Below are 25,953 nucleotides of genomic sequence, written 5' to 3' on the forward strand. Positions count from 1 at the left end.
TTTTTGGAAAACCCAGCAAATTAGTTGGGTTTTTTATTAGGTAAATCAGTCAAATAAGGACATAAAAATGAAAACTAGCTCTGTATATTTATTGTAAGTTTAGTTATTTCCATTTATGTTATAGGGAATTAAAAAATTGTACTTAATAGAATAGAATTATTGGGGTTTTGCTATGGCTTTTGATCGCACCACGTCACAAGTGTTATTTGATAATGGCACACATAAGTGCATCAGTTTTACCAGCTTGGTTAAAGGTGAAGGCGTACAGGCAAACCAGTTTCTGATTTTAGATCATGAGCGTGCTGCAGTATTAGATCCAGGGGGAGATTTGACCTATGTACCCTTAACCATGGAACTGAATAAATATACACGCTTGACCAATCTTGATTATGTGATGGCCTCGCACCAAGATCCAGACATCATTACTTCAATGCCACGCTGGCTGGTGTATACCGAGGCTAAAGTTGTGGCTTCAAAGCTTTGGGCACGCTTCTTACCCCATTTAAACTCTGCTTTTATGAGTGACCGAATGAAAGGTGGATGGTTAGAACGCTTGATCGAATTGCCAGACCACGGTGGGATCATTCCTTTGGGTGAATCCAGTATTGTTGTTGTTCCTGCTCATTTTTTACATTCAGTTGGGAATTTTCAATTTTACGACCCAATTGCAAAAATTTTGTTTTCAGGCGATATGGGCGCATCTATGGTGGATGATGCCAACAAGCCCTTGGAAAATTTTTCTTCACATATTCCTAAAATGAAAGGGTTTCATCAACGTTATATGTGTTCCAACAAAGTGATTCGCCTTTGGGTAAACATGGTACGCAGCATGGATGTTGAAATGATTGTGCCGCAACATGGTACGCCGTTTATCGGCAAAGAGATGATTAACCAATTCTTGGATTGGATTGAAACTTTAGAATGTGGCATTGACTTAATGGATGAAAGTATTTTTACCTGTCCAACCTAACGTCTTACTCAATTGAGAAATGAGATTGGCAGGCCAGCCAATCTCATTTCTAACATTAAAACGGGGGCTGAAAAATGCTTTACCGTGTACCTATATTTTTTAAATGATATTTTTTTAATAAAAAATGAAATTTAAAGCTAAATTTGTTTATAATAGCGCACGGAAATTACCAGTGAGACTGTTATGTTGACCATCGTTCAAGAAGCGTTAACCTTCGATGATGTCTTATTACTCCCTGCCTATTCTACTGTCCTCCCAAAAGATGTCTCTCTAAAGACACGCCTGACTCGTGGCATTAACTTAAATATCCCTCTCGTTTCAGCAGCAATGGATACCGTGACTGAGTCACGTATGGCAATTGCGATGTCACAAAACGGTGGTATTGGTATTTTGCATAAAAACATGGATATTGCTGCCCAAGCTGCAGAAGTACGCCGTGTGAAAAAATTTGAAGCAGGTATGGTCAAAGACCCAATTACAGTAACACCAGAAACCACAGTACGTGAGTTGATTGCGATTACGCAAGCCAACAACATCAGTGGTGTGCCTGTAGTAAAAGACGGGAAAGTGGTTGGTATAGTAACAGGACGTGATACGCGTTTTGAAACCAATCTTGAGCAACCTGTAAGTAGCATTATGACGGGTCAAGACCGTTTAGTGACTGTACGTGAAGGTGAATCTAAAGAACAGATTCAAGCACTCTTACAGAAACACCGTATTGAAAAAGTATTGGTGGTTGGCGAAAACAACGAATTAAAAGGTCTCATTACGGTCACTGATTTCCGTAAAGCAGAACTTTATCCAAACAGTTGTAAAGATGACCTCGGTCGTTTACGCGTAGGTGCTGCAGTGGGTACAGGTGTAGAAACACCAAGCCGCGTAGAAGCATTGGTTGATGCAGGTGTTGACGTGATTGTGGTCGATACTGCTCATGGTCACTCTGCAGGCGTAATCGAACGTGTACGTTGGGTTAAACAAAACTACCCACAAGTGCAAGTAATTGGCGGTAACATTGCAACAGGTGATGCTGCATTAGCTTTACTTGATGCAGGTGCAGATGCTGTAAAAGTCGGGATTGGTCCTGGTTCAATCTGTACTACACGTATTGTTGCGGGTATTGGTATGCCGCAAATCTCTGCGATTGATAGCGTTGCCAATGCATTAAAAGAACAAATTCCTTTAATTGCTGACGGTGGTATTCGTTTCTCTGGCGATATGGCGAAAGCGATTGGTGCGGGTGCAAGCACGATTATGGTGGGTTCACTGCTTGCAGGTACTGAAGAAGCACCGGGTGAAGTGGAGTTCTTCCAAGGTCGTTACTACAAAGCTTACCGTGGTATGGGTTCATTGGGTGCAATGGCGGGTGCGACAGGTTCGGCTGACCGTTACTTCCAAGACTCTAAAGCGGGTGCTGAGAAGTTGGTGCCAGAGGGTATTGAAGGTCGTGTACCGTACAAAGGACCAATGGGCAATATCGTACATCAAATGATGGGTGGCTTACGTTCTTCTATGGGGTATACGGGTTCATCGACTATTGAAGATCTACGTCAAAATGCAAAATTCGTGAAGATTACTGCCGCAGGTATGTCAGAGTCTCACGTGCATGATGTCACTATTACTAAAGAAGCACCCAACTATCGCGTTGGTTGATTTTTCGTAATTTAAATCCAAAGAGACCGTCAACACTATGACGGTCTTTTTTGTTTTGGTGTAAAGTATTTCACTATGACAAAAGGTGGATAACAGCACCTAGCTATAAGAAGTGAGTAAAACATGAGTTATTTTGGCACAGATGGTATTCGTGGGAAATTTGGAGAATTACCAATTACGCCTGAATTTGCATTAAAACTAGGATTTGCAGCAGGAAAAGTCTTAAAAAAAAATTCGCAGAAAGAAAAGCCAATCGTCGTATTAGGTAAAGACACTCGATTATCGGGCTATATTTTAGAAGCGGCTTTACAGGCGGGACTGAATGCTGCGGGTGTTTATGTGCATTTATTAGGGCCATTACCAACGCCTGCAATTGCCCATTTGACTCGTGCTTTACATGCGAGCTTAGGGATCGTGATTTCTGCATCGCATAACCCGTATTTTGATAACGGCATTAAATTCTTTTCTGGCGAAGGTAAAAAGCTGCCTGATGCATTGCAAGAAGCGATTAATCAAGAATTAGAAAATGACTTGCTGATTGAAGACACTGCCAATTTGGGTAAAAGTGTTCGTGTGAAAGATGCGAACGGCCGTTATATCGAATTCTGTAAATCGACTTTCCCATATCATTATGATTTGTCAAATTTAAAAATTGTAGTGGACTGTGCTAATGGTGCTGCGTACAACGTGGGACCTGCCGTGTTTAAAGAACTCGGTGCCAAAGTAATTGCACTTTATAATGAGCCAGATGGTCTCAACATTAATAAAGATTGTGGTTCAACCCATCCTGAAAACTTACAGAAAGCTGTTGTTGAACATAAGGCAGATGTAGGGATTGCTTTTGATGGTGATGCGGATCGCGTGATTATGGTCGACCGTAATGGTGAACAAATTACAGGTGACCATATTCTGTATATTTTGGCGACACAAGCCAGCAAAAAACCAGCAGGTATTGCTGGTACAGTCATGAGCAACATGGCGCTAGAATTGGCATTAGAACAAGCTCAAGTGCCATTTGTACGCGCTAAAGTGGGCGACCGTTATGTGTTGCAAGCTCTTGAAGAAAATCAGTGGGTCATAGGTGGTGAACCGTCAGGTCATATCCTAACGCTAGATAAGAGCACGACAGGGGATGCGATCATTGCGGCATTACAAGTACTGACAGTAATGGTTGAACAGAATAAGCCATTGCATGAACTGGTTGCAGACTTCAATCTATTCCCGCAAGTATTGGTCAATGTGCATTTGGAGCAGATGATAGACCCGTATGCAAACCCTGCAATGGTGGCTGAATTTGAAAAAGCGGAAGCACAGCTCGCAGGTCGTGGTCGACTTTTAATTCGTAAATCAGGCACGGAACCAGTGATTCGGGTCATGGTCGAAGGTGATCAACTAGAAGAAGTGACTACTTTGGCAAATCATCTTGCTGATGTTGTTCGTACCCAAGCCGCTTAAGGAATCATGTCATGAGCGATTTAATTAAAGATTTAAGTGAATTGCGGTTGAGTTATCAGAAAGGGGAATTACTCGAGTCGGAGGTTGAACAGCATCCGCATGAGCAATTTCTCAATTGGTTTAATATGGCGTTAGAGGCACGTTTACACGAACCTTATGCCATGTATTTGGCGACTGCCAACAGCCAAGGTCGTCCACACGTCCGTACGGTACTATTACGCGGTGCAACTGAAGCGGGTTATGATTTCTATACCAATTATGATAGTCAAAAAGGCTTAGATTTGGTTGAAAACCCTTATGCTGAGCTATTGTTTTATTGGCCCGAATTGGAGCGCCAAATTCGTGTCAGTGGTCGTGTCGAAAAAATTTCTGAAGATGAGGCAACAGCCTATTATCGAAAGCGCCCACGTGACAGCCAGATTGCTGCACATATCAGTACGCCGCAAAGTGGTGTGATTGCCAGTCGTGACGAGCTTCAGCAACGGTTCCAGAATTTACAAGAGCAGGTTGTAGATCAGTCCGAATTGGATAAACCTACTTTTTGGGGCGGCTATCGTTTGCAGCCAGACTATTATGAGTTTTGGCAAGGACGACCAAATCGTTTACATGACCGTCTGAGTTATGAAAGAATCGATGGTAAATGGAAATTACAACGACTGATGCCTTAAATGACTCAGATACAAATTAAACAACGACCTTATTTAACACGCCCTGAAAATATTCAGGGCGTGTCACCTTTTATTGCACAAATTTTGGCGCGCCGTGGGGTGCAATCTGAACAAGAACTGGAATTAAAGCTAAAACATCTTTTAGCTCCGAATTTAAAAGGATTGCCTCAGGCGGTTGAACTGCTCGATCAAGCCCTCGATCAGCAAAAAAAAATCGTCATTGTTGGGGACTATGATGCAGATGGTGCTACCAGTACGGCATTAATGGTTTTGGCATTGCGAGAAATGGGGGCACAAGTGAATTATCTGGTGCCTGACCGCTTCAAATATGGTTATGGTTTAACCCCTGCAATTGCAGATTTGGCTTTTGCGAAGTTTCAGCCTGATGTTTTGGTTACAGTGGACAATGGGATTTCTAGCCATGCGGGTGTGGCTCAGGCACAAGCACATGGTATGCAGGTGGTGATTACCGATCATCATCTCACGACCAAAGAGACGCCTGCTGCTGAGGCTGTGGTGAATCCTAATCAATTGGGCTGTGAATTTCCAAGCAAAGCCTTGGCTGGTGTAGGCGTTGCGTTTTATCTGTTGGCGAATTTAAGTAGTGGTCGTGCTCAGCAAGGTAAATCCAGTGCCAAAATGGCGCAGTATCTGGATTTGGTGGCTTTAGGCACCTACGCAGATGTCGCTGCACTGGACTATAACAACCGTATTTTGGTCGATGCGGGCATTAAACGGATTCAGCAACAACAATGTCGCATCGGGATTTCGGCTTTATTGGAAATTGCTGGTCGTGATGCTGCACAACTGAAAGCCCCAGACTTAGGTTTTGTTTTGGGGCCACGCATTAATGCTGCGGGACGCATGGAAACCATGGACATTGGTATTGAATGTTTGTTGGCAGAAGAATACAGTACTGCATATGCTTTGGCTCAGCAACTGAATCAGCTGAATGTAGAACGACGTCAAGTCGAAACTCAAATGAAGCAGGATGCTTTAAGCGCTCTGGCACAATTCAAACTTGAGCTAAGCGAGACACCTGCTGCGTTGATTTTATTTGAACCCCATTGGCATCAAGGGGTGATAGGGATTGTGGCGGGACGCTTAAAAGAACAGTTTCACCGTCCTGCCATTGTATTTGCTGCCGATGAAGATGGTGAGCATATTAAAGGCTCAGCCCGCTCAATTGAAGGCATTCATATTCGTGATGCCATAGAAAACGTGGCAGAGCAGTTTCCACATTTGGTCAGCCATTTTGGTGGACATGCCGCAGCCGCGGGCTTAACCATCAAGAAACAGCATTTCGATGAATTTAAACAGCATTTTGTTCAACTCATCCAAAGTATGGATGAATCACTGTTTCAAGCAACGTTGTGGACCGATGGCATATTACCGACTGAGGCATTGAATTTAGATACGGTTCATTTACTGCAAAATTTAACCCCTTGGGGGCAAAAATTTCCTTCCCCTATCTTTGAAGGGCAGTTTCAGGTGTTGGATTATCGTTGGTTAAAGGAAATTCACTTGAAATTACGTCTGGCTTTGGAGAACGGACAAGTGGTGGACGCGATTGCTTTTAATGCTGCGGATAAATTCAGCTTTGATCCAATGCAGTCCTCGGTACATTTGGTATATGAATTAGAACAGAATAGTTTTAATGGGCAAGTGAGTTTGCAATTGCGAGTTTTACATTTGCAATAATAAAAAAACCGCTGAATTCAGCGGTTTTTTTTAATTAAAGCTTAGGTAAATTAGAATTAGAAGCGGTATTTCGCTGCTACACCAAACTTGTTGTAGTCATTGTTACCAACTTCACCAAAACCTACACGACCTTCAAGGCTCACTTGCGGAGTAAAGAATTTACGTGCATTTACACCGAATTCATTGACATCGTTTAAGTCATTGCTGTAGTAGTCTGCACCCACACTGAAGCTTTTATCAATGAAATAGTCAGCAGCAAGGTTGTATTCGTCTAAGTCACCAAAAGAAGCACCTGCTTCAAGGTTGATGTCTTTACCATTGCTGAGTTGAGTGACATATTTTGCACGGATTGTAGGGTCTACACCGTCATCATGGTCATTGTCATAACCTTTAAGACCAGCAGCCACTAAGAAACCAGGTGCTGGTAAGTAACCCACTTCAGCGCTGTAAAGTGTGGTGTCAAAGTCAGCACCGTTATTGAATTTCACATCTTGGCGACCAACATTACCGCTCAAGTAGAAATCTGAGTTTGGAACAAAGTATTCAGCACCAACACCATAATTGTTGACTTCGTCATCACCTACTTCGTTATAAGCATAGTGCGCATTCACATTACTTGCGCGGTCTAGGAATGCAGCTTCGGCTAAAGGTGCATTACGGGTTTGAACTGGGTTGAAGTAATAGGTGCCATCTACACCAAAAGAACCGCTTGAGCTGCCGTTATCAGGATCGATTAGTCCAGCAGAAGCACCAACTTCGGCTTGGTATGCATGAGCTGTTCCAGTCATGGCAACGACAGAGAACAACGCTGAGGCAATTGCTAATTTTTTCATGGAAAGGACCCCTCTGAAACTTGGCTAAGAATAAATTAATTTTTTGTTACACTTTTAGTCTAGGGCAAAACAAGATTGCGTCAACAGCGTGAAGGTTACGGAATTGTTTCGGGCGTAATATTATGTAATTACCTTTTATTAAATATTTGATATATATTAAATTTAATAATTGTAGTGATTTATTAAAATTGTGGATTTTCTATGAATAGCATAGAAAATGGTGAAATATTCGACGAAATTGTAAGTAGAAAATACTAAAAAACACGCCGAATGGCGTGTTTTTTGGAAAGCTTTAAACGTCAGAAAATCTTAAAAACGCAGTGTGGCATTTAAATTAAAGCCTTGTATATCATCACCAAAACCAACTGCACCACCGACTGCAAAGTTTGGACTGAAGAAATACTTAGAGCGTACCGAGAAGAAGTCGATATCCTCATCGCCATCATCTTCTATGTTATAAGCCAGTCCAAAGCTAAAAGCAGGATCAAAGTAATAATCTGCGGCTAAGTTGATAGTGTCGACATCTCCCCAAGCACCCTCTGCTTCAAGATTGATAAACTGTCCTTGACCCACTGGTGCAACATATTTGGCTGCTAGCGCAAAACGGTTATCGTCATTGTCTTCATCTCCTTGGTAGCCATCAATCCCTGTAGCAAGGAGTAAGTTGGAGATTGGCATATAACCCACTAAGGCGCGGTAGGTCGTGGCATCGTAATCGTCTTTATATTTAGCACTACCCAGCACCGATTGAATTTTGGTTTCATCTTTTGCTTGCCCAAAACCCACTTGACCGTTCAAATAAAATTGTTCGACAAAATACTCTATGCCAGCACCAATATGATGTGCTTTACTTTCTTGAGAAATGCTATTGCCTAAACCATCGGACAAGGTTTTACTGTCCCAGTAATTATAGGTATAGCTCAAAGAAGCATTGCTATTGTGACCTAAGAAAGCCGCTTCATTAAGCGGTGAATTTTTTACTATAACAGGATTAAAGTAGAAGGTTCCTTTTAGATCAAACTGTCCTTCAGCATCAGTAATATCATCATCGCGGTCAAAATAACTAAAGCCTGTATCTATTTGAGCATCATAGGCAAAACTTGAGGATGTTATGAGTGCCAAAGCTAAACTCGTAAGAACTTTTTTCATGTAATAAACCCCTAAAGTGGTTGTCGTTATAAAAGTGTTATGTTTTTTTAAGTGGAGCTATTGTTGATAAATCCATCAGTGCCGTCAATTCCTAATTGCAGGTAGTGGCTAAAAATCTCCAAATGCTCTGTGCTATAATTGAGGGCTATTTAAGCTAATTATTGATTTGAGAGCAGCTCCCGTGGAAATTAATCCTTATTTAAACCAATTAAAAGATTTAAACGACCGTGGTCAAACACTACGGGGGTATCTTTGACTACGATCTAAAGAAAGAGCGTTTAGAAGAAGTTTTACGTGAATTAGAAGATCCTACAATTTGGAATGACCAGAGCCGTGCACAGGCTATGGCTAAAGAAAAAGGCGAACTTGAAAACGTTTTAAACGTGTTGGATGGTTTAGCCACTCAACTTGAAGATGCACAGGCAATGCTGGACTTGGCCGTAGAAGCCGATGATGAAAGTCTGTTGGCAGATGTACAAGCTGAATTATCTTCAGCCGAGGAAGAGCTGGCAAAACTTGAGTTCCGTCGGATGTTCAGTAACCCAATGGATCCAAATCCATGTTATGTGGAAATTCAGGCAGGTTCAGGTGGTACTGAAGCTCAAGACTGGGCGTCCATGCTGTTGCGTATGTATATGCGCTGGATTGAGCGTCATGGCTTTAAAGCTGAATTGATGGAAGAGTCTGATGGTGATGTGGCTGGAATTAAATCAGCGACCATTCGTGTAGAAGGTGAGTATGCTTATGGTTGGTTACGTACCGAATCAGGCGTGCATCGCTTAGTGCGTAAATCACCATTTGACTCGGGTAACCGCCGTCATACTTCATTCTCTGCAGTGTTTGTTTCGCCAGAAGTGGATGATAACATTGAAATTGATATCAATCCTGCTGATGTGCGTACCGATACTTATCGTGCTTCGGGTGCAGGTGGTCAGCACATTAACAAAACCGATTCTGCGGTACGTTTAACGCATGCACCTACAGGTATTGTGGTAGCGTGTCAGAACCAGCGTTCACAACATGCCAACCGTGACCATGCGTGGAAACAGTTACGTGCCAAGTTGTATGAGTTGGAAATGAGCAAACGTAACGAAGCAGCGCAAGCATTGGAAGATTCGAAGTCTGATATTGGTTGGGGCAGTCAGATTCGTTCATACGTTTTGGATGACTCACGCATTAAAGATTTACGCACTGGTGTTGAAAACTCGAATACAGGTGCAGTATTGGATGGTGACTTAGATAAATTTATCGAAGCCAGCTTAAAGCAAGGCTTATAAGTCAATTATCATCAATAACTTAGCTAAGTTTGATGCAGTTTTTTACAATATATCTAAAATGTTCGATATAAAAATCGAAAAAATACGATATATTAAAGAAAAGCTGAATCAAGCTTGCACATGATTGAACCTGTCTGAACTATGGATATTGATTTAATTTTTAAAGCACTGGCGAATCCGACCCGTCGACAAATTTTGGAATGGTTAAAACATCCTGAACAATTTTTGTCGAGTGACGAATGTGGTGACTTTAGACGAGGCGTATGTGCGGGGCACATTGAACGTTTAGGTAAAGTCTCGCAATCGACCATGTCCAATCACCTATCGGTGCTCCAGCAAGCAGGTTTAATTCAAGTCGAAAAATATGGGCAATGGTCTTATTTTTCCCGCAATGAAGCCTTGATTCAGCAATATATCGAACATTTGCAACGTTCACTTTAATTGAAAAAGTGGCGATCGAGGCGACTATGGCTGAATTGAATACTCCTTTAACTCTGGGTGATCTACACTTAAAAAACCGTGTGATTATGGCACCTTTAACGCGTAGTCGTGCAACAGCAGACCGCGTGCCAACTGCCATGATGGCGGAATATTATGCGCAGCGTGCAAGTGCAGGTTTGATTATTTCTGAAGCGACCGTGATTTCGGAAGAAGCCAATGGTTACTTGAATACACCGGGGCTATTTAATGAAGCACAAGTTGAAGGCTGGAAACAGGTCACTCAGGCGGTACATGCCAAAGCTGGCTTAATTGTGGCGCAGTTGTGGCATGTGGGTCGTGTATCGCATCCAGATTTACTCAACGGTGAAACCCCTGTTTCGGCAAGTAATGTGCAACAGAAAGGTTATGTCAGCTTATTGCGTCCAAAACGTGAATATGTGGTGCCCCGTGCTCTAGAAATCGCAGAAATTCAAGCCATTATTGAGCAATATAAACAAGCAGCGATTCATGCCAAAGCAGCGGGTTTTGATGGCGTTGAATTACACGCAGCGAATGGCTATCTGATTGACCAGTTCCTACAAAGTTCCACCAATTTACGCGATGACCAATATGGTGGCAGTGTCGAAAACCGCGCACGTTTGTTATTAGAAGTGGTCGATGCGCTGATTGAAGTTTGGGGTGCAGGTCGTGTTGGGGTACATTTGGCACCTCGTGGCGACGAACATGACATGGGCGATGCCAATCCACGTGAAACATTCGGTTATGCACTCGAAGAATTGGGTAAACGTAATATTGCCTTTTTCTTTACCCGAGAATATTTGGCAGATGACAGTATCAGTACTTACTTGAAACAACGTTCAGGTGGCGTACCATTGATTGCTAACATGCGTTTAAGCCGTGAAGATGCGATTGACTTATTGGCAACAGGACAGGCAGATGCGGTGTCTTGGGGTAAAGACTATATTGCCAATCCAGATTTGTTTGAGCGTTTGGTTCAAGATGCGCCTCTGAATGAGCTTAAGCTAGAAAACATGATCGGAACAGATGTAGCAGCAGGATATATTGATTATCCAACTTTAGCTGAAACTGAAACAGCAGTGGTTTAAATTGCTTTTCAGCTAAATTCACGACAAGATAACAGCGCAATTTACCCAGTGTGATAAATTGCGCTGTTTTATTTGTAATCGTTTTTTCGGAGCACGTATTTGGCTACTCCTTTTTGGTATAACGCAGCACTCGCAATGATTAAACCGCTGTATCAATGGCGAATCAAAAAACGGGCGCAAGATGAAAGAGCTTACCAACAAGAATGTCTTGAGCGTTTTGGGCCATTTCAAACGCCGAAAAACCGCAATGCGCTATGGTTCCATGCCGTTTCAGTCGGTGAAACGAATGCAGCACAGCCTTTAATTGAACATTATTTAAAACAAGGTCATCCTGTCTTGGTGACCAACACCACTAAAACAGGACAGGCACGAGCCAAATCTTTATTTGATAAAACACCTTATCAAGCCTTGTTTCAAGCGGTGTATTTACCTGCTGATCAAAAGGGTTTAGTACAGGGTTTTTTTCAAAAATATCAACCAAAGATTTTAATTTTAGTTGAAACTGAATTATGGCCAAACTTATTGGATCAGGCACAGTTCTTTAAAGTTCCCTCGATTTTGGTCAATGCACGTCTCTCGGAAAAATCAGCACAAGGCTATGCCAAAGTATCAGGTTTAACTCGCGCGATGTTACACGGGCTAGACCAGCTCTTGGCACAAGACCGAGCAACGGCTGAGCGCTTTATCCAGTTAGGCGCAGCTCAGTCAGTAACACAGGTGGTGGGCAGTATTAAATTTGATATTCATGCACCTGAATTGTTTGTGAAACAGGCGGCTCAACTAAAACAAGAATGGTCACTTGCTGAGCGAAAAATTATAACTATTGCCAGTACCCATGCACCTGAAGAACAAAAATTATTAAGTGCTTTAAAACCATATTTAGATGCACAGCCTGAACTGTTGTGCATTGTGGTACCACGGCACCCTGAACGCTTCGATGAGGTCTTTGCAATTGCACAAAGTTTAAATTTAAACACCACACGTCGAAGTTTAAAGCAAGAAATAGTGGCAGATAACCAAGTCTACTTAGCTGACTCAATGGGTGAACTGTGGTTGTGGTATGCCTTATCGGATGCCTGTTTTGTCGGTGGTTCGTTGAATGAACCCGGCGGTGGACATAATATTTTAGAGCCGATAGCCTTGGATGTGCCGACCGTATTGGGGAAAAACTATTTTAATTTTCAAAGTATTGTAGATGAATTTTTACATGCCGATGCAGTGAAAGTGGTTGAGAATGCTGAACAAGCCGCTGTCGTACTGATGCAGTTATTGGCAGATACTGGTCAAGCCCAACAATTAAATCAAGCAGCGCAGAAAATTATGCAGCTGAACAAAGGTTCCTTGGACAAGCATATTCAAGCCATTGATGGCTATTTATAAGTCTCTGAAATTTGAATGCGTTTGTCACAACCGCAAATATTGTGGATTCAGTTGATGCCTTTGTGTAGGTGATTCCTACTTTTCAGAGATGAAAAGTAGCAAAAATCTTTTGCGGTGCTGAAGGTACGTCCTGTACCTCAGCACCGCGGGCGACATCCCTGTCACCCTCTGCGATAGCATGTGCTGATTGAGCCTTTACTGATTGGATTTGTTCTCTTTATTATGAATATCGTTCTTTTAGACCCTCGCCAAACCCTATCTGAAGTCTGGTCAATTACATCCACTCGCCAGTTAGCGCACTTACGTACCCATCTGAATGTACAAGTTGGTGATCGCTTGAAAGTCGGGATCCGTGAAGGTCAACGCTATTTAACCGAAGTCCTGATGGTCAGTGATAGTGTCATTCAAGTGACACCCATTCAGACTGAACCTGTTCCTGCTAAATTGCCAGTAACCTTAATTGTGGCGATGCCACGTCCGAAAGTACTGCGGCGTTTAATCATGGACAGCGTGACGATAGGGGTGGAAAAAATTGTATTGCTAAACAGTTACCGAGTAGATAAAAGCTATTGGCAAACCCCTTTTTTACAGCAGATTGATCAATACGTGACCTTGGGATTAGAGCAAGCTGGCGATACAGTTGCACCGAAAATCGAAATTTATAAGCGGTTTAAACCTTTTGTGGAAGATGTATTACCGACGTGGATTACGGTTGAAAGACCTGCTTATGTGGCGCATCCTTATGCAGGCATGACTATGCCGAATGCGATTACACATGCCTGTACCTTGCTGATTGGGCCAGAAGGCGGCTTTATTCCTTATGAAATTGATCTACTTGAAAAAAATGGCTGCCAAGCGGTGAGCTTAGGCAACCGAATTTTAAGAACGGAAACCGCAATTCCCTATATTTTAGGGCGTTTGTTTACCTGAAGTTTCTGCGTTCATGTAAGGAAGGTTCTGGTCACGGTGGACTTTTACCTCTTGTACTGGATAAGGAATATTAATATTGTGTTCATTAAAGGCACGTTTGACTTCGGCCTGAATTTCACTGATTGATGCCGCAATATTGGTTTCAGTAGTATCAATCCACCAACGTACGGTCAGATTCACCGAAAAATCAGCCAATGCACTCACATTAACCGTAAAGCCAGGTTGACTGAGGACATTACGATTTTTATCTAAAATGGCTGTAATAATGTTTTTGGCTTTTTGCTCATCATCTTCATAACCAATCCCCACCATGAACTCGCAACGACGACGTTGGTAAGCGGTATTCACCGTAACAGGGCTGGTATAGACGGTTGCATTTGGAATCACAATGCGGCGTCCATCATTAGAGCGTAAGAAGGTTGCGCGAATCTGAATATCTTCAACGGTCCCTTCCATATTATTAACAATAATATCATCACCTATACGGAACGGTTCACCGAGTAAAATCAGAATACCTGACAGCATATTCTGGAAAATGTCTTTGAAGGCAAAACCAATCGCCACCGAACCAATTCCCAAGGCACTCATCAGTTGCCCTGGAGTAAAGCCCGGAATGGCAATGACCATGGCAATTAGAAAACCAAAGAAAATAATGATACTGGTTCCGACACGATTCAGTACCAGCACCAGATTTTGTCGCGTATATGAGCGATTTTCTAAAGTTTTACGAACAAAGAACTTAAACACCTTAGACAATAGCCAGAAAATAACTATAACAATCAGGGCAATACAGAAATAGGGCACACGCTCCCAAAAACTGGCCATGATTTTATCAATGGTGGTGTAGGCGTCATTATATTTCGCAGTATGTGCAATCACGGTTTCAGCCGTTTTTGCACCTGCTTCTTGTATCATTTGAGAAGTGCCCTGAGCAACTTCGCTCAGGTTGTGTTGTTCTGCCACAGGAGATCCGAAACAATTTAAATTTGTCGCTATTTTGCCTGAAAAGTGCCAGAAAGATAACCAAATAGAACTGAAGTTATACAGCTTTAACGATGTGGATCACCGTTAAAAATATTCAGTCCCTTTTTGAATGACTTCTTGTGGGGTTTCGAGCTCACCAGCTCCCATCATATAAGAGATGAAACTGCCTGAAGCCATAAAACTTAACACAAACAAAATGATCATCAGCCACGCTAGAATTTTCTCCCAAACAGGTGTGGTACGTGGCGCACCGTATTGATTTAATCCTGCTGTACCCGAAGCCAATAATACATAAAATGCCATAAAAAAATTAACAAGCGGAATCAAGAACAACAACAGCATCCAGCCTGATTTATTCAGGTCATGAAGGCGACGGATCATAATCACCAAACTGAAATAAAAATACAGAATGAAAATGACCCAAAAACCAAGTCCAGCCACGCTTAAAAAGGTTTGTAAGACATTGCTTTCTAAAGAATAGGTACTGAAATTAAAAATTCCAAGGAACAGGCTTAACGCCAATGTGGCAAAAAAGGTGATTAGATTGAGAAAACCACTCCAAGCAATCAAGCTCAGTCGACCAAAGCGCCCTTGCATAGACAAGGGATTCTCATTTTGAGGTGAGACATTACGTGAGAAAAATGGTGATGTTTGCGGAGTGCTCATAGGCTTTCCTAGTGTGGATTCGGTAATGAAATGTTGCGTTTTGCAAAAGAAGATACGTGGCATTTCAGGAAAATTATAAGATGAATTTAAGCGCCAAACACTGATTCATCGAAAGTTTTTCTAGAACTTAGATTTCATCTTTTGAATTTAAGCTGTATAAATAATATACGACCAAAGCATGATTGCAGTGTCTAAAAAAGAGCCGTAATACTGCCCAGATGCAGCAATAAAAAATATATAACGTGGCATGCATCTCGTGATGAGATGGAGAAGATCAAGGAAGTATGAATATGAAAGAAGTCTATCCTGTTCCAGAAGAATTTAAGAAAACGGCGCGGACCAATGAAGCCGAATATTTTGAACGTTATCAGCAATCCATTGAGCATCCCGAAGATTTTTGGGCAGAGCAGGCTCACAAATTGGAGTGGATCACCCCATTCACCCAAGTCAAAAATACCAATTTTGATAAAGAGAACTTTAAAATTGAATGGTTTGCCGATGGTGAATTGAATGTCTGTGCCAACTGCTTAGACCGACATTTAAAAGAACATCCGTATAAACCTGCCATTATTTGGGAAGGAGATCATCCTTCACGGCATAAAATAATTTCTTATATGGAATTGCACGATGAAGTATGCCGTTTTGCCAATGTCTTAAAGAAAAATGGGGTAAAAAAAGGCGACCGCGTGGTGCTTTATATGCCTATGGTCTCTGAAGCCGCAATTTCAATGTTGGCTTGTGCACGTATTGGTGCTGTACATTGTGTAGTCTTTGGTGGTTTTTCTCCTGATTCTTTAGCCAGTCGAATAGAGGATAGTCAGGCCAAAGTCGTGATTACTGCTGACTCTGGCATGCGAGGTGGCAAGCCTATTTTTCTGAAAGAGAATGTCGATGCTGCTTTGAGTCTGTCAGGTACAGAGTCGGTGCAAAATGTCATAGTGGTACACCGTACAGGTAATCCAATTGAGATGAAACCGCAGCGTGATTTGTGGTATCACATGGAAATTATGTCGGTGAATGATATTTGCCCGCCAGAACCCATGAAAGCTGAAGATCCATTATTTATTTTATATACCTCAGGTTCGACAGGGAAACCAAAAGGAGTATTGCATACCACAGGGGGTTACTTGACCTATGTGAACAGTACTTTCCGTGAAGTATTCGATTTAAAACAAGATGATATTTTCTGGTGCACTGCCGATGTGGGCTGGATTACAGGACACTCCTACGTGATTTATGGACCACTTTCGAATGGTGCAACCACGGTCATGTTTGAAGGTGTCCCGCAATATCCAAGTTGGGCACGTACGGGGCATATCGTCGATAAGCATAATGTCACTATTTTATACACTGCACCTACGGCTATTCGTTCCATGATGCGTGAGGGTGATGCCTTTGTGCGAGAGAGTGATCGGAGTAGTTTACGTTTATTGGGTTCAGTGGGTGAACCGATTAATCCTGAAGCATGGAATTGGTATTACACCGTTGTCGGCGAAAGCCGCTGTCCGATTGTGGATACATGGTGGCAAACAGAAACGGGTGGTATTTTAATTTCCCCTTTACCTGGTGCAACGGATTTAAAACCGGGTTCGGCGACCCGTCCTTTGTTTGGGATTCAACCCGCTTTAGTTGATGCAGAGGGTAAAGAACTGGAAGGTGAAGCCGAAGGCAATCTGATTATTAAGGATTCTTGGCCGGGGCAAATGCGTACTATTTGGGGTGATCCAGCACGCTTCATTGAAGCCTATTTCTCGACCTATCCAGGCAATTATTTTACTGGCGATGGCGCGAGAAGAGATAAAGATGGTTATTACTGGATTACGGGACGCGTGGATGATGTGTTGAATGTTGCAGGTCATCGTCTAGGCACGGCAGAAATTGAAAGTGCCTTGGTGGCACATGAAGCTGTTGCTGAAGCTGCCGTGGTGGGTATGCCGCATGAGATTAAAGGGCAGGGTATTTGTACTTTTGTGACTTTACAAGCAGATGTTCCTGAATCTGAAGAACTGAGAGCCGAGTTGGTGGCATGGGTACGCAAAGTGCTTGGTCCTGTTGCTACACCAGATGCGTTACATTGGGCACCTGCTTTACCTAAAACCCGTTCGGGTAAAATTATGCGACGAATTCTCAGAAAGATTGCCGCGAATGAATTGGATAGTCTAGGTGACACCTCAACCTTGGCTGACCCACAGGTGGTAGAGGTTCTGATCGCCAATGTTTACTCGAAAGCCCCCTCTTAAGTCCGTTTAGATTGGGTTCTAAATTTATAAAAATCTAAGGCAAGAAGTCGTGTAATACGCTGCTTCTTGCCGATCAGGTTAAATAATAATTTAACGTCTGGTTAAAACGAATCATTTTTAAGATTTTGTAAAGAAGATGTAAATATAAATTTTTTAAGTTGACGCCTCAGATTGAAATCTGTAGATTTTCTTTTTGTGAGGATCTTTTCAAATGATTTTTCAATCGATTTTGACCCAATTCCAAACGCTCTCTTCTGGCACTGATGCCTTCAAAAAACTCAAACAGCTTTGTGAGCAAAGTATTCCACTTGCCACAGATTCATCTGAACAAACCGCTTTATTTTTAATTTACGGGTTTGCTAAAAATTACGTTTTACTCTACGAAGATCAAGCGGTCACATCTGAGTTTGCCCAAACCGCCAAACAGCAGCTACTGGGCTATATGTTAAAGCTGGACAGTGCAATTCAGACGGGTCAAAAAGACCAGGTTTTGGATAGTTTGAATCAGGTAACTGCAGAATATATGCAAAGTTCTAGAGTATTCTAAGACCGAGTATTCAAACGGATATCACGGTGATTTAAATCTTATTTTATCCAAAAAAAATCCCCTAAGCCGAGCCTTAGGGGAAATTTGGTGTTGCCATATTATTGTTATTATAGGTACATGAAATCAGTCTGCTTAAATTGTAATGCAACAATTAAGCAGACTTTGCTTGTACACGATGTTGTGCTTCAAGTTCACGGACCAAAGGCAACACCTTTGCGCCGAAGTATTCGACTTCTTCAATAAAATGTAAGAAGCCAGATAAAACCAGATCTACCCCCACTTGTTTTAACTCAATAATTCGCTGGGCAATCTGTTCAGGTGTACCAATCAGATTGGTTTTAAATCCATCGTTATATTGAACTAAGTCTTCAAAAGTCGATTTTGCCCAGTTGCCTTCGCCTTCTATCGTTGCGGCGCCTGCTTCACGTGTGGCGTCACCAAAGGCATTAACGGCTGAAATATTGGCCTTGGCAATAATTTCCTGTAATACCGCTTGAGCCTCTTCTTCTGTATCACGGGCAATAATGAAGGCATTTACCTCAATTTTGACCTGATGACCATTTAGTTTGGCTTTCTCGCGAATATCATCAATTTGTTTTTTCAGTTCTTCGACGGTATTGCCATTAGTGAAATACCAGTCCGAAACGCGGGCAGCCATATCACGTGCGGCACGAGAGCTTCCACCCTGAAAGATTTCAATATGAGGTTGCTGCACAGGCTTTGGTTTTAAAGTGTAGTCATTAAATTGGTAATAACGGCCTTGAAAACTAAAATGATCCTGTGTCCAAATTCCTTTGAGGCTCCGAATGAATTCTTCTGAACGCGCATAACGTTGATCATGTTCGGGCCATTCTTCCCCAATGGCATCGAATTCACCTTTAAACCATCCACTGACCACATTAATCGCAATGCGTCCTTGCGATAAGTGATCAATGGTGGCTAATTGTTTCGCAGCTAAAACAGGTTTCCAGGGACCAGGCAAAATCGCAGCAATAACTTTGAGTTTTTCTGTTTTAGCCAAGAGACCATGGCTAAAACTCACCGACTCATGTTGATTTTCTGCACCATAACCAGCGGTAAAGCGAATTTGAGTCAGTGCATACGCAAAGCCATTTTGCTCAGCCGTTTGCGCCAAACGGACATTGTACTCATAACTCCAGTCAGTACGCTGTTCAATGTCACTAACGACCAAGCCACCACTGACATTGGGCACCCAATAAGCAAAAAGAACGTCATTATGTTGTGTCATGCGGAGACCCTCAAAAGGTTTAATTTTTATGCAACATGGCTTTGTAGCGGTTTTTTTGCATGGAGCCGAGACTCAGCCGCATCTAAACTTGGTACTGCGGCAGAAGGTAAAACTTCGGCCTGTTCAATTTGCGTATTAATGCCCAAAGTTTGATTAGCATGTTGGGATTTTTCTTTGATGACATCGGCACGTTGTCCTTTGGCTGGCGCCCATTCCAAAATTGGTAAGGCACGTGCAACAGCCAGAGTAATACGGTCACGCAACAGTTCACTGTGAATGGTGTATTCTGGAGTGAAATCACGGTCTGTGGCATACACGCCAATTGGAAGCGTTTGTGCTTGGAAAAAGCTAAACAGCGGACGTAGTTGGTGTTCCAATACCAAGGCATGACGGTCACTTCCGCCTGATGCAGCCAGTAATACAGGGACATCCACTAATGCGGTTTGCTCGACAAAGTCAAAGAAATGTTTGAAAAGTCCTGTAAATGAAGCACGATAAACAGGAGTCCCCACAATCAATGCATCGGCTGCTTCTACTGCCGCTAAATCATCTTGGATACGTTGTGGTAACTGATGGCGATAAATAGCGCCCCCTAATAAATGTCCAATTTCGCTGAACTTAATAAAATGTACATTGATTGGTGTGGCTTCACCCAGTTCATTCAGAATTTCTTGAACCAAAGCTTCGGTTTTAGAAGGTGTATTTAAACCACCTGAAACAGCGACAATATTGAGGGGTTTCGGTTGATGAGAAGATGACATAGTAAATAACCTAAAAGCAGTCTTAGAATGTTTACTATTTATCAACAGGAGCAAAGGCGCTGTAAAATAAGGAAAAACAGATTCATTATCTGATTTTAAGATATATCTAAAAAGGGTGAGATTTGTCGCAACAATCCTGATTAATTATTTGAATTTTCAATTTATATTGCAAATGAATAAGGATTTTTAACCTGAGAATTAGATTTATAGTAAATTCAGATTTGTTTTTCGACTTTTTTGAAAAACTTTATACGGGTGATTTCCCTATTTTTTGTAGTTATTTAAAAAATAGTTAATATTTGCATATCCTTAAGGGCACATGTATGGTTAGAATAAGAATTACTGTGCACTAGATCTCTTACGCTGCTTATGAATATTTTAATCGTTGATGATCATCCGTTGTTTCGTCATGCTTTGATTCAAGCCGTTCGCTATAGCTTACCTCAAGCCCAAATTAATGAGACTGCCGCAGTAAATGAATTTTATGAACGTTTAGAAAAAGGTCCTGAACCTGATTTGGTCTTATTAGACTTAAATTTACCTGGTGCTTCAGGTTTTTCTGCATTGGTTCATGTTCGTGCACAATACCCATCGCTGCCAATTATTGTGGTTTCTGCGCATGAGGAAGTGTCAATTATCCAGCGTGCCATTGCGCATGGTGCTATGGGCTATATTCCGAAGTCAGCACATCCGAGTCACATTGGTGAGGCGATTCGCCAAGTCCTAGAAGGTGAAATTTGGTTACCACCAAATTTGCCAACCAATACGAGTTTTGACCCTCGTGCAGCAGATGAAACTGAATTGGCAGAGCGTATTCAATCGCTTACGCCACAACAGTTCCGCGTGTTAATGATGGTTGCGGAAGGTTTGCTCAACAAGCAGATTGCCTATGAACTAGATGTATCAGAAGCTACGATTAAAGCGCACGTGACTGCCATTTTCCGTAAATTAGGCGTGCAGAATCGTACTCAGGCGGTCTTGGCCATTAATGCGCTGAATATTGATGAAAAGAAAATGTAATGCTGTGAAGTACAAAAAATAAAGACCTTTTAGAGGTCTTTATTTTTATCTGTATAAAATGATTTTAAGCTAAAAAGTCTTGTTTGTGCATGGTATTGTCACAATAAAGTGGGTTGAGTGCACATTCCAATTCATCAATTTGTTCTTGGTTAATATAACCTTTCGATTTTAAATATTCCGCGACGCGATCATCGCGTAGACTCAAAAATGCAGCGTCATAGACGCCCAAATCTACAAACAATGCAGCAGTTTCCAAACTGTTGAAGCGGTCGAGATAGATTTGATTGTCATACATTAAAAAGATGTGATCATATGGATCATTTACATCGACCATCAGCCAATTTGCTAATTCCATTGGTGGCGTTTTAATAAACAGTAGATCGGACAGTTCATCGAATTGACTGGTGTCTAATTGGTCTAAATTGGTTTTGACTTTACCTAACCATGCTTTGAATACTAGTACAGCACCTCCGCGAAGTAACATACTCCAAATTTGGTGACGAACAGCAGGATTTAAATTACGTGTCTCGGTCTGAAGTAACTGCAACAGTTTTTCTTCCTGTTGAGTTAGTTTTTCAAAGAGTCCTAGCCCTTGTGGTTTATATTCGGCAGGGGTAAACACATCAAAATTGAGTTCATCAAAAACTTGTAGCGCAAGTGGGACGGCATTTTGATAGAGGGTATTTAGTGCTTCAACATGAGTGGGGGTAATTTTACTTTGTTCAAAAACATGATTCCAATCAATATCGGGCAATAGTGCATTTACACCATAAAGTCGATGAAACTGTTGTGCTTGATGTAAATCATGTGGAACCATTTCAGAAATATTCATTGAGGTCTCCTGAAAGCTTGTGCAATGTGGGCGAGCATTGACAATTGAACTATTGGTCTTGTGAATTTTTTGCTCGAGGGATGTCCTCATTTATGGAATTTCTGCCTTGGAAAATGTATAAGACTAAAGTCGTATATGGTGGGAAATAAGTAATAAATATCAATAAAATGATGAAGTTGAAATTTTGTAACTAAGTGTACAACTGTGCATTAATGTAACCTGAATGAATCTGCCATAGCCAAAAAAATAAAATGCGAGAACGACTCCCTAATTTTTTATAATTTTATAATTTTCATTGAGTTAATTTTATATATGAGAGCAGCATATGAAGTCAGTTAAAAGTTTTTGTCCTTACTTAAGGTCATATTTGGCATTTTAAAGCAAAATGGTGTATCCAGAATGCTCTAAATACACCATCCTGTAAGTATTAAGACGCTTAGTCGCTGGAAATTTTTAGCCCAGATAACCATGATCGTAGAGATGCAGGTTTTAAAGGTTTTCTTAACAAGACAATATTGAGTTCTTTTAAGGTCTGTGGCAACTCTGGATCAGAGTCTGCTGTAATGAGTGCGACAGGTACTTTTTCCTGACGATTTTGTAAAATAAAGTCCAACCCCATTTTATCGTCATTTAAATGTTGGTCGACCAACCAGACTTGAATGTTTTCTTGTTGAATCAGGGCAAAAGCTTGTTCGGGTTCAGTGGCTTTAAACACTTGATAGCCCCATTTGGTCAGTAAGGTACTCATACCTTCCAAAATGGTTTCATCATTATCCAAACATAGAATCTTATAGGCTTTGGTTTTTAATGGCACCGCTTGTATAGGAGTTGCAATGACCTTAGGTGCTGCGACCACAGGCACTTCAATCATGAAGCAAGAACCTTTGCCCAGCTCGGAATAGACATGTACTGGATAATCTAATAATCCCGTCATGCGTTGTACAATAGCCAAACCGAGTCCCAGACCTTGTTCACCCCAAGGGGAGGTATGTCCGCAACGCTCAAACTCTTGAAACAGCTTAATTCGTTGTTCTTCGGCAATGCCTGGCCCTGTGTCCCAAACCCCAATCCGAATATGCTGTGGACGTTCTGAATCGCGCAGTACACCCACAATGACACGTCCTTTGGCGGTATAGCGTAGTGCATTACTGACAAAGTTCTGAATAATACGGCGAATCCATTGCGGGTCAGTATCAATCCAGAACTGAGCATCATGTACATGTAGTTGAATACCGCGTTGTGCTGCAATCGACTTAAACTGTAATTCTAAGTCGCTCAACAAGTCATGTAGTGGGTAGGCTTGACGTTTCGGTTGAATCGTACCGCCTTCTAAGCGGGCAATATCCAATAATGCCGACAACATACTTTCTGCTCCATGCAAAGCTCGGTCCAGTTGTTGTAAGGTTTTACGGTCTTCTTCAGATTGAACACTTTGTTCCAACGCCGTACTGAACAAGCGTGCAGCATGCATTGGCTGTAACAGGTCGTGACTGGCTGCGGCAATAAATCGGCTTTTCGACATATTGGCTTTATCGGCCTGCTCCCGTGCCAACTGTTGTTCTGTCAAAGCATCGGCAAGCTGTTGGGTACGATCTTGCACCCGTGCCTCTAACATCGCTTCATTTTCTCGGAATGCAGTAATGTCGGCGAAGGTCGTCACAAATCCCCCGCCTTCAATCGGATTGCCACGCATTTGAATGACACGACCATCTTTACGAATTCGTTCAAACTCGTGTGCACTGCCGACTTTCATCCAGTGAATACGTTTACGCACATGTTCTTCCACCGACCCTGGTCCACATTCGCCACGCTCTGCGTTATAGCGAATTAAATCGGCAATTGGACAACCGACATAAGCCAGATCTTTAGGATAATCAAATAATTTAAGATATTGATTATTCCATGCCACTAAGCACATGTTTTCATCCACCACACTCACACCTTGGGTCATGTGGTCGATCATGGTCATAATCAGGTTTTGATTAAAACGTTGCCATTGAGAGGCTTGGTCTAAGATGTTCGCCACTTGCCCTAAAGCTAAGCCATTATTGACCATTGCAGTCGTCAATAAGGTACGTGCAGATGCTGCACCAATGGTGCCAGCCAAATACTGTTCCGTAAAGCGCCACCACATGCCATTGGCGCTGCTGTTGGCATTTAAAACGACATTGTTTTGTTGACAGAATTGTTCAAATGCTCGGGTTGCAGGCCCATCTCCAGTAATGCGTTTAGCTAAGGTAATTAAGTCTGCAACTTTTAAGCGTGCGACATCATGATGTAAATAGTTGATTTCAGAAGATGTATTTTGAGCAGGTAGTGGTTTGGTTTCATAATAAAAGAAACTTTCTGCTTGAATTTGTTCTGCAATACTTGGTCTGAAAATACGAGAAATCCATATATATAACAGAATGTTAAGACCCAAAGCCCAAATGACGCCATGGGTTAAGGGCGCAAAAGATTCAAAACCCAGTAGGGCTTCAGGGCGTAACCAGCTTAGACCGAATGGGCCATGGAGTAAGAACTGCATGGTGAAGGTGGTATAATCTTCAGGGAAGCTGCGTAATATGGTGGGCAGCAGTAGGGTGTAAGCCCACATCATAAAACCAACAATTAAGCCTGCATAAACGCCTTGTTTACTCCCACCACGCCAATACAAACCTCCAATTAAGGCTGGGGCAAATTGTGCTACCGCACTAAAAGCCAATAAACCAAATACAGAGAGCTGATCAATATCGTTGAAGAAATGAAAGAATAAAAAGCCCAACAGCATGACCGCTAAGATACAGACCCGACGGGTAAATTTCAGCACCAAAGGCATGCGTTTATCATGTCGAGAAAGAAAATTGAAGCGCCATAGAGCTGGCATGATCAGGTCATTACTGAGCATGATAGACAAGGCAACTGAAGATACTAACAACATGCCTGTTGAGGCAGAAAATCCACCCAAAAATGCCAAGATAGTGAGCCAATCCTGCTGATAACTAATTGGCAGTGAGAGTACTGCAACATCGGGAATTGCTAAATACTCAGGTGCAGCATGTAATGCCCAACTGGCAATCGGAATAATTGCCAGTGTGGTGAGAATAAGATAAATGGCAAACCAGCGACGCGCGCCACGAATATGTTTTTCATCCCGTAGTTCGACCACAGCAACATGGAATTGGCGGGGTAAACAGATGATGGCTAAGGCGGCTAATAGCGTTTGAATCCAGAAGGTTTCGGGTACGCCAAAGAGTTGGACATCTTTGAAGGTTTTGCCGACATCATGTGAAATTTGCCCAAGGTTTTCAGGTTCAGCAAAAACGAAGAAAATGGCCACGCACAGCAAGGCGAATAATTTGACGAAAGATTCAAACGCTACAGCCAGCATTAATCCACCATGCTGCTCGGTATTGGCGATTTGTCGCGTTCCGAAAATCATGGCCAAAATAGCCAGAATGCCCGTCAGAAAAAGCACACTATTGGTGGTGCTTTCCAGCCCTGTGTTTTGCTGCAAAATAACGGTTGCACTCAAAGCAATCGCACGGAGTTGCAGCGCGAGATAAGGAATAATAGCAATTACTGCTAAAATGGTGACCAGTGAAGCCAAAGGTCCACTTTTACCATAGCGTGCTGCCATAAAGTCAGCAATTGAAGAAATCGCATGGTGTTGACGCACACGACCAAGTCTACGCCAAATGTCATAACCCAGCGCAACAAACAGTAAAGGGCCTAAATAAATTGGCAGGAAGATAATGCCTTCACGAACTGCGGCACCTGTTGCACCGTAAAATGTCCATGAAGAACAATACACTCCTAAAGTTAAGCTAAACAACAGCATCCGGCCACGTGTGCTTAGACGAGTTGCATGTTTCTCCCCATAGAAAGCGCAAATAAAAAGTAATACGATATAAAGTGCGAGAACACCAATAATAAGCCAACTGTTCATAGTGCTGAATTGTCCCGAGTTACGGGCTTATCATAGCCTATTCAAGTTCGTGTCAGTTTGATTTGCTTAAAATTTAACGACCAAAGTCTAAATTACAAGAACCCTACAACATTGTTAAGTTTGTATACGAAATAATTCAAATTAAAAATGCGTCTATGGCTGGACG

The 25,953-nt window shown here is 42.1% G+C and carries 21 protein-coding genes; 13 read left to right on the forward strand and 8 right to left on the reverse strand.

All coding sequences use genetic code 11. The features are described from left to right. Positions 1 to 172: 172 nt before the first annotated feature. The 5 genes from C3F34_RS07450 to recJ all read left to right on the forward strand — a co-directional run bounded on the left by C3F34_RS07450 (position 173) and on the right by recJ (position 6,444). Positions 173 to 970, forward strand: coding sequence for an MBL fold metallo-hydrolase (locus tag C3F34_RS07450; RefSeq protein WP_044738886.1), 798 nt, complete (start codon positions 173 to 175; stop codon positions 968 to 970). Between the two features lie 183 nt (positions 971 to 1,153). After that, a complete protein-coding gene (gene guaB, locus C3F34_RS07455) occupies positions 1,154 to 2,620 on the forward strand; it encodes an IMP dehydrogenase (protein WP_044738887.1) in 1,467 nt (488 codons plus the stop codon). Between the two features lie 123 nt (positions 2,621 to 2,743). Then, positions 2,744 to 4,075: a phosphoglucosamine mutase gene (gene glmM / locus C3F34_RS07460; RefSeq protein ID WP_104441337.1), complete on the forward strand. Its 1,332-nt coding sequence runs from the start codon at positions 2,744 to 2,746 to the stop codon at positions 4,073 to 4,075. Between the two features lie 11 nt (positions 4,076 to 4,086). Further along, complete coding sequence (pdxH, locus tag C3F34_RS07465) at positions 4,087 to 4,743, forward strand: pyridoxamine 5'-phosphate oxidase (protein ID WP_044738889.1); 657 nt, start codon at positions 4,087 to 4,089, stop codon at positions 4,741 to 4,743. Next, complete coding sequence (gene recJ, locus C3F34_RS07470) at positions 4,744 to 6,444, forward strand: single-stranded-DNA-specific exonuclease RecJ (RefSeq protein WP_016168827.1); 1,701 nt, start codon at positions 4,744 to 4,746, stop codon at positions 6,442 to 6,444. It abuts the gene before it with no gap. A gap of 56 nt (positions 6,445 to 6,500) precedes the next feature. Here recJ and C3F34_RS07475 read toward each other — a convergent pair whose 3' ends face one another. Then, positions 6,501 to 7,277, reverse strand: a complete 777-nt coding sequence (locus C3F34_RS07475) for a putative porin (protein WP_044738891.1) — start codon at positions 7,275 to 7,277, stop codon at positions 6,501 to 6,503. Positions 7,278 to 7,586: 309 nt separating this feature from the next. Further along, complete coding sequence (locus tag C3F34_RS07480) at positions 7,587 to 8,426, reverse strand: putative porin (RefSeq protein WP_104441338.1); 840 nt, start codon at positions 8,424 to 8,426, stop codon at positions 7,587 to 7,589. Between the two features lie 181 nt (positions 8,427 to 8,607). Here C3F34_RS07480 and prfB point away from each other — a divergent pair. The 5 genes from prfB (at position 8,608) to C3F34_RS07505 (ending at position 13,560) form a co-directional block, all read left to right on the forward strand. Beyond that, positions 8,608 to 9,703 (forward strand): peptide chain release factor 2 gene (prfB, locus tag C3F34_RS07485; RefSeq protein WP_104441339.1). Its coding sequence is split into 2 segments (ribosomal slippage): positions 8,608 to 8,679 and positions 8,681 to 9,703, totalling 1,095 coding nucleotides; the frame shifts between segments, so codons are not numbered across the junction. A gap of 141 nt (positions 9,704 to 9,844) precedes the next feature. Beyond that, complete coding sequence (locus tag C3F34_RS07490; RefSeq protein WP_016168823.1) at positions 9,845 to 10,144, forward strand: ArsR/SmtB family transcription factor; 300 nt, start codon at positions 9,845 to 9,847, stop codon at positions 10,142 to 10,144. Positions 10,145 to 10,170: 26 nt separating this feature from the next. After that, on the forward strand, positions 10,171 to 11,250 hold the full coding sequence (locus tag C3F34_RS07495) for an alkene reductase (RefSeq protein WP_044738892.1): 1,080 nt from the start codon (positions 10,171 to 10,173) through the stop codon (positions 11,248 to 11,250). A 99-nt stretch (positions 11,251 to 11,349) separates the two neighbouring features. Further along, the gene (locus tag C3F34_RS07500; RefSeq protein WP_044738893.1) at positions 11,350 to 12,630 is read left to right on the forward strand and encodes a 3-deoxy-D-manno-octulosonic acid transferase; all 1,281 of its coding nucleotides are present in this window, start codon (positions 11,350 to 11,352) and stop codon (positions 12,628 to 12,630) included. Positions 12,631 to 12,852: 222 nt separating this feature from the next. After that, a complete protein-coding gene (locus C3F34_RS07505; protein WP_044738894.1) occupies positions 12,853 to 13,560 on the forward strand; it encodes a 16S rRNA (uracil(1498)-N(3))-methyltransferase in 708 nt (235 codons plus the stop codon). Here the strand turns inward: C3F34_RS07505 and C3F34_RS07510 are convergent. Both C3F34_RS07510 and C3F34_RS07515 read right to left on the reverse strand, forming a co-directional pair. Next, positions 13,540 to 14,475, reverse strand: a complete 936-nt coding sequence (locus C3F34_RS07510) for a mechanosensitive ion channel family protein (protein WP_044738935.1) — start codon at positions 14,473 to 14,475, stop codon at positions 13,540 to 13,542. The genes C3F34_RS07505 and C3F34_RS07510 overlap by 21 nt on opposite strands. 153 nt (positions 14,476 to 14,628) lie before the next feature. Continuing rightward, the gene (locus C3F34_RS07515; protein ID WP_016168818.1) at positions 14,629 to 15,210 is read right to left on the reverse strand and encodes a DUF805 domain-containing protein; all 582 of its coding nucleotides are present in this window, start codon (positions 15,208 to 15,210) and stop codon (positions 14,629 to 14,631) included. 290 nt (positions 15,211 to 15,500) lie between these two features. Here C3F34_RS07515 and acs point away from each other — a divergent pair, with 290 nt between their 5' ends. Together acs and C3F34_RS07525 are read left to right on the forward strand one after the other, a co-directional pair. Next, positions 15,501 to 17,450 carry an acetate--CoA ligase gene (gene acs, locus C3F34_RS07520; RefSeq protein WP_044738895.1) on the forward strand — a complete coding sequence of 650 codons (1,950 nt, stop codon included), beginning with the start codon at positions 15,501 to 15,503 and terminating at the stop codon, positions 17,448 to 17,450. Positions 17,451 to 17,661: 211 nt separating this feature from the next. Next, a complete protein-coding gene (locus C3F34_RS07525; RefSeq protein WP_104441340.1) occupies positions 17,662 to 17,997 on the forward strand; it encodes a hypothetical protein in 336 nt (111 codons plus the stop codon). Between the two features lie 151 nt (positions 17,998 to 18,148). On the opposite strand, the gene sfnG is transcribed toward C3F34_RS07525, so the two are convergent. Both sfnG and msuE read right to left on the reverse strand, forming a co-directional pair. Continuing rightward, positions 18,149 to 19,246 carry a dimethylsulfone monooxygenase SfnG gene (gene sfnG / locus C3F34_RS07530; RefSeq protein ID WP_104441341.1) on the reverse strand — a complete coding sequence of 366 codons (1,098 nt, stop codon included), beginning with the start codon at positions 19,244 to 19,246 and terminating at the stop codon, positions 18,149 to 18,151. Between the two features lie 26 nt (positions 19,247 to 19,272). Continuing rightward, positions 19,273 to 20,007: an FMN reductase gene (msuE, locus tag C3F34_RS07535; protein ID WP_016168814.1), complete on the reverse strand. Its 735-nt coding sequence runs from the start codon at positions 20,005 to 20,007 to the stop codon at positions 19,273 to 19,275. 369 nt (positions 20,008 to 20,376) lie between these two features. On the opposite strand from msuE, the gene C3F34_RS07540 reads away from it, so the two are divergent. Then, positions 20,377 to 21,027: a response regulator gene (locus C3F34_RS07540; protein ID WP_016168813.1), complete on the forward strand. Its 651-nt coding sequence runs from the start codon at positions 20,377 to 20,379 to the stop codon at positions 21,025 to 21,027. Positions 21,028 to 21,091: 64 nt separating this feature from the next. Here C3F34_RS07540 and C3F34_RS07545 read toward each other — a convergent pair whose 3' ends face one another. Next, the gene (locus C3F34_RS07545; RefSeq protein ID WP_104441342.1) at positions 21,092 to 21,859 is read right to left on the reverse strand and encodes a hypothetical protein; all 768 of its coding nucleotides are present in this window, start codon (positions 21,857 to 21,859) and stop codon (positions 21,092 to 21,094) included. Positions 21,860 to 22,295: 436 nt separating this feature from the next. Next, positions 22,296 to 25,787, reverse strand: a complete 3,492-nt coding sequence (locus C3F34_RS07550; RefSeq protein WP_104441343.1) for a PAS domain-containing hybrid sensor histidine kinase/response regulator — start codon at positions 25,785 to 25,787, stop codon at positions 22,296 to 22,298. Positions 25,788 to 25,953: the final 166 nt, after the last annotated feature.

The sequence above is a fragment of the Acinetobacter sp. ACNIH2 genome, from assembly GCF_002934965.1.
GTDB classification, from domain to species: Bacteria; Pseudomonadota; Gammaproteobacteria; order Pseudomonadales; family Moraxellaceae; genus Acinetobacter; species Acinetobacter tandoii.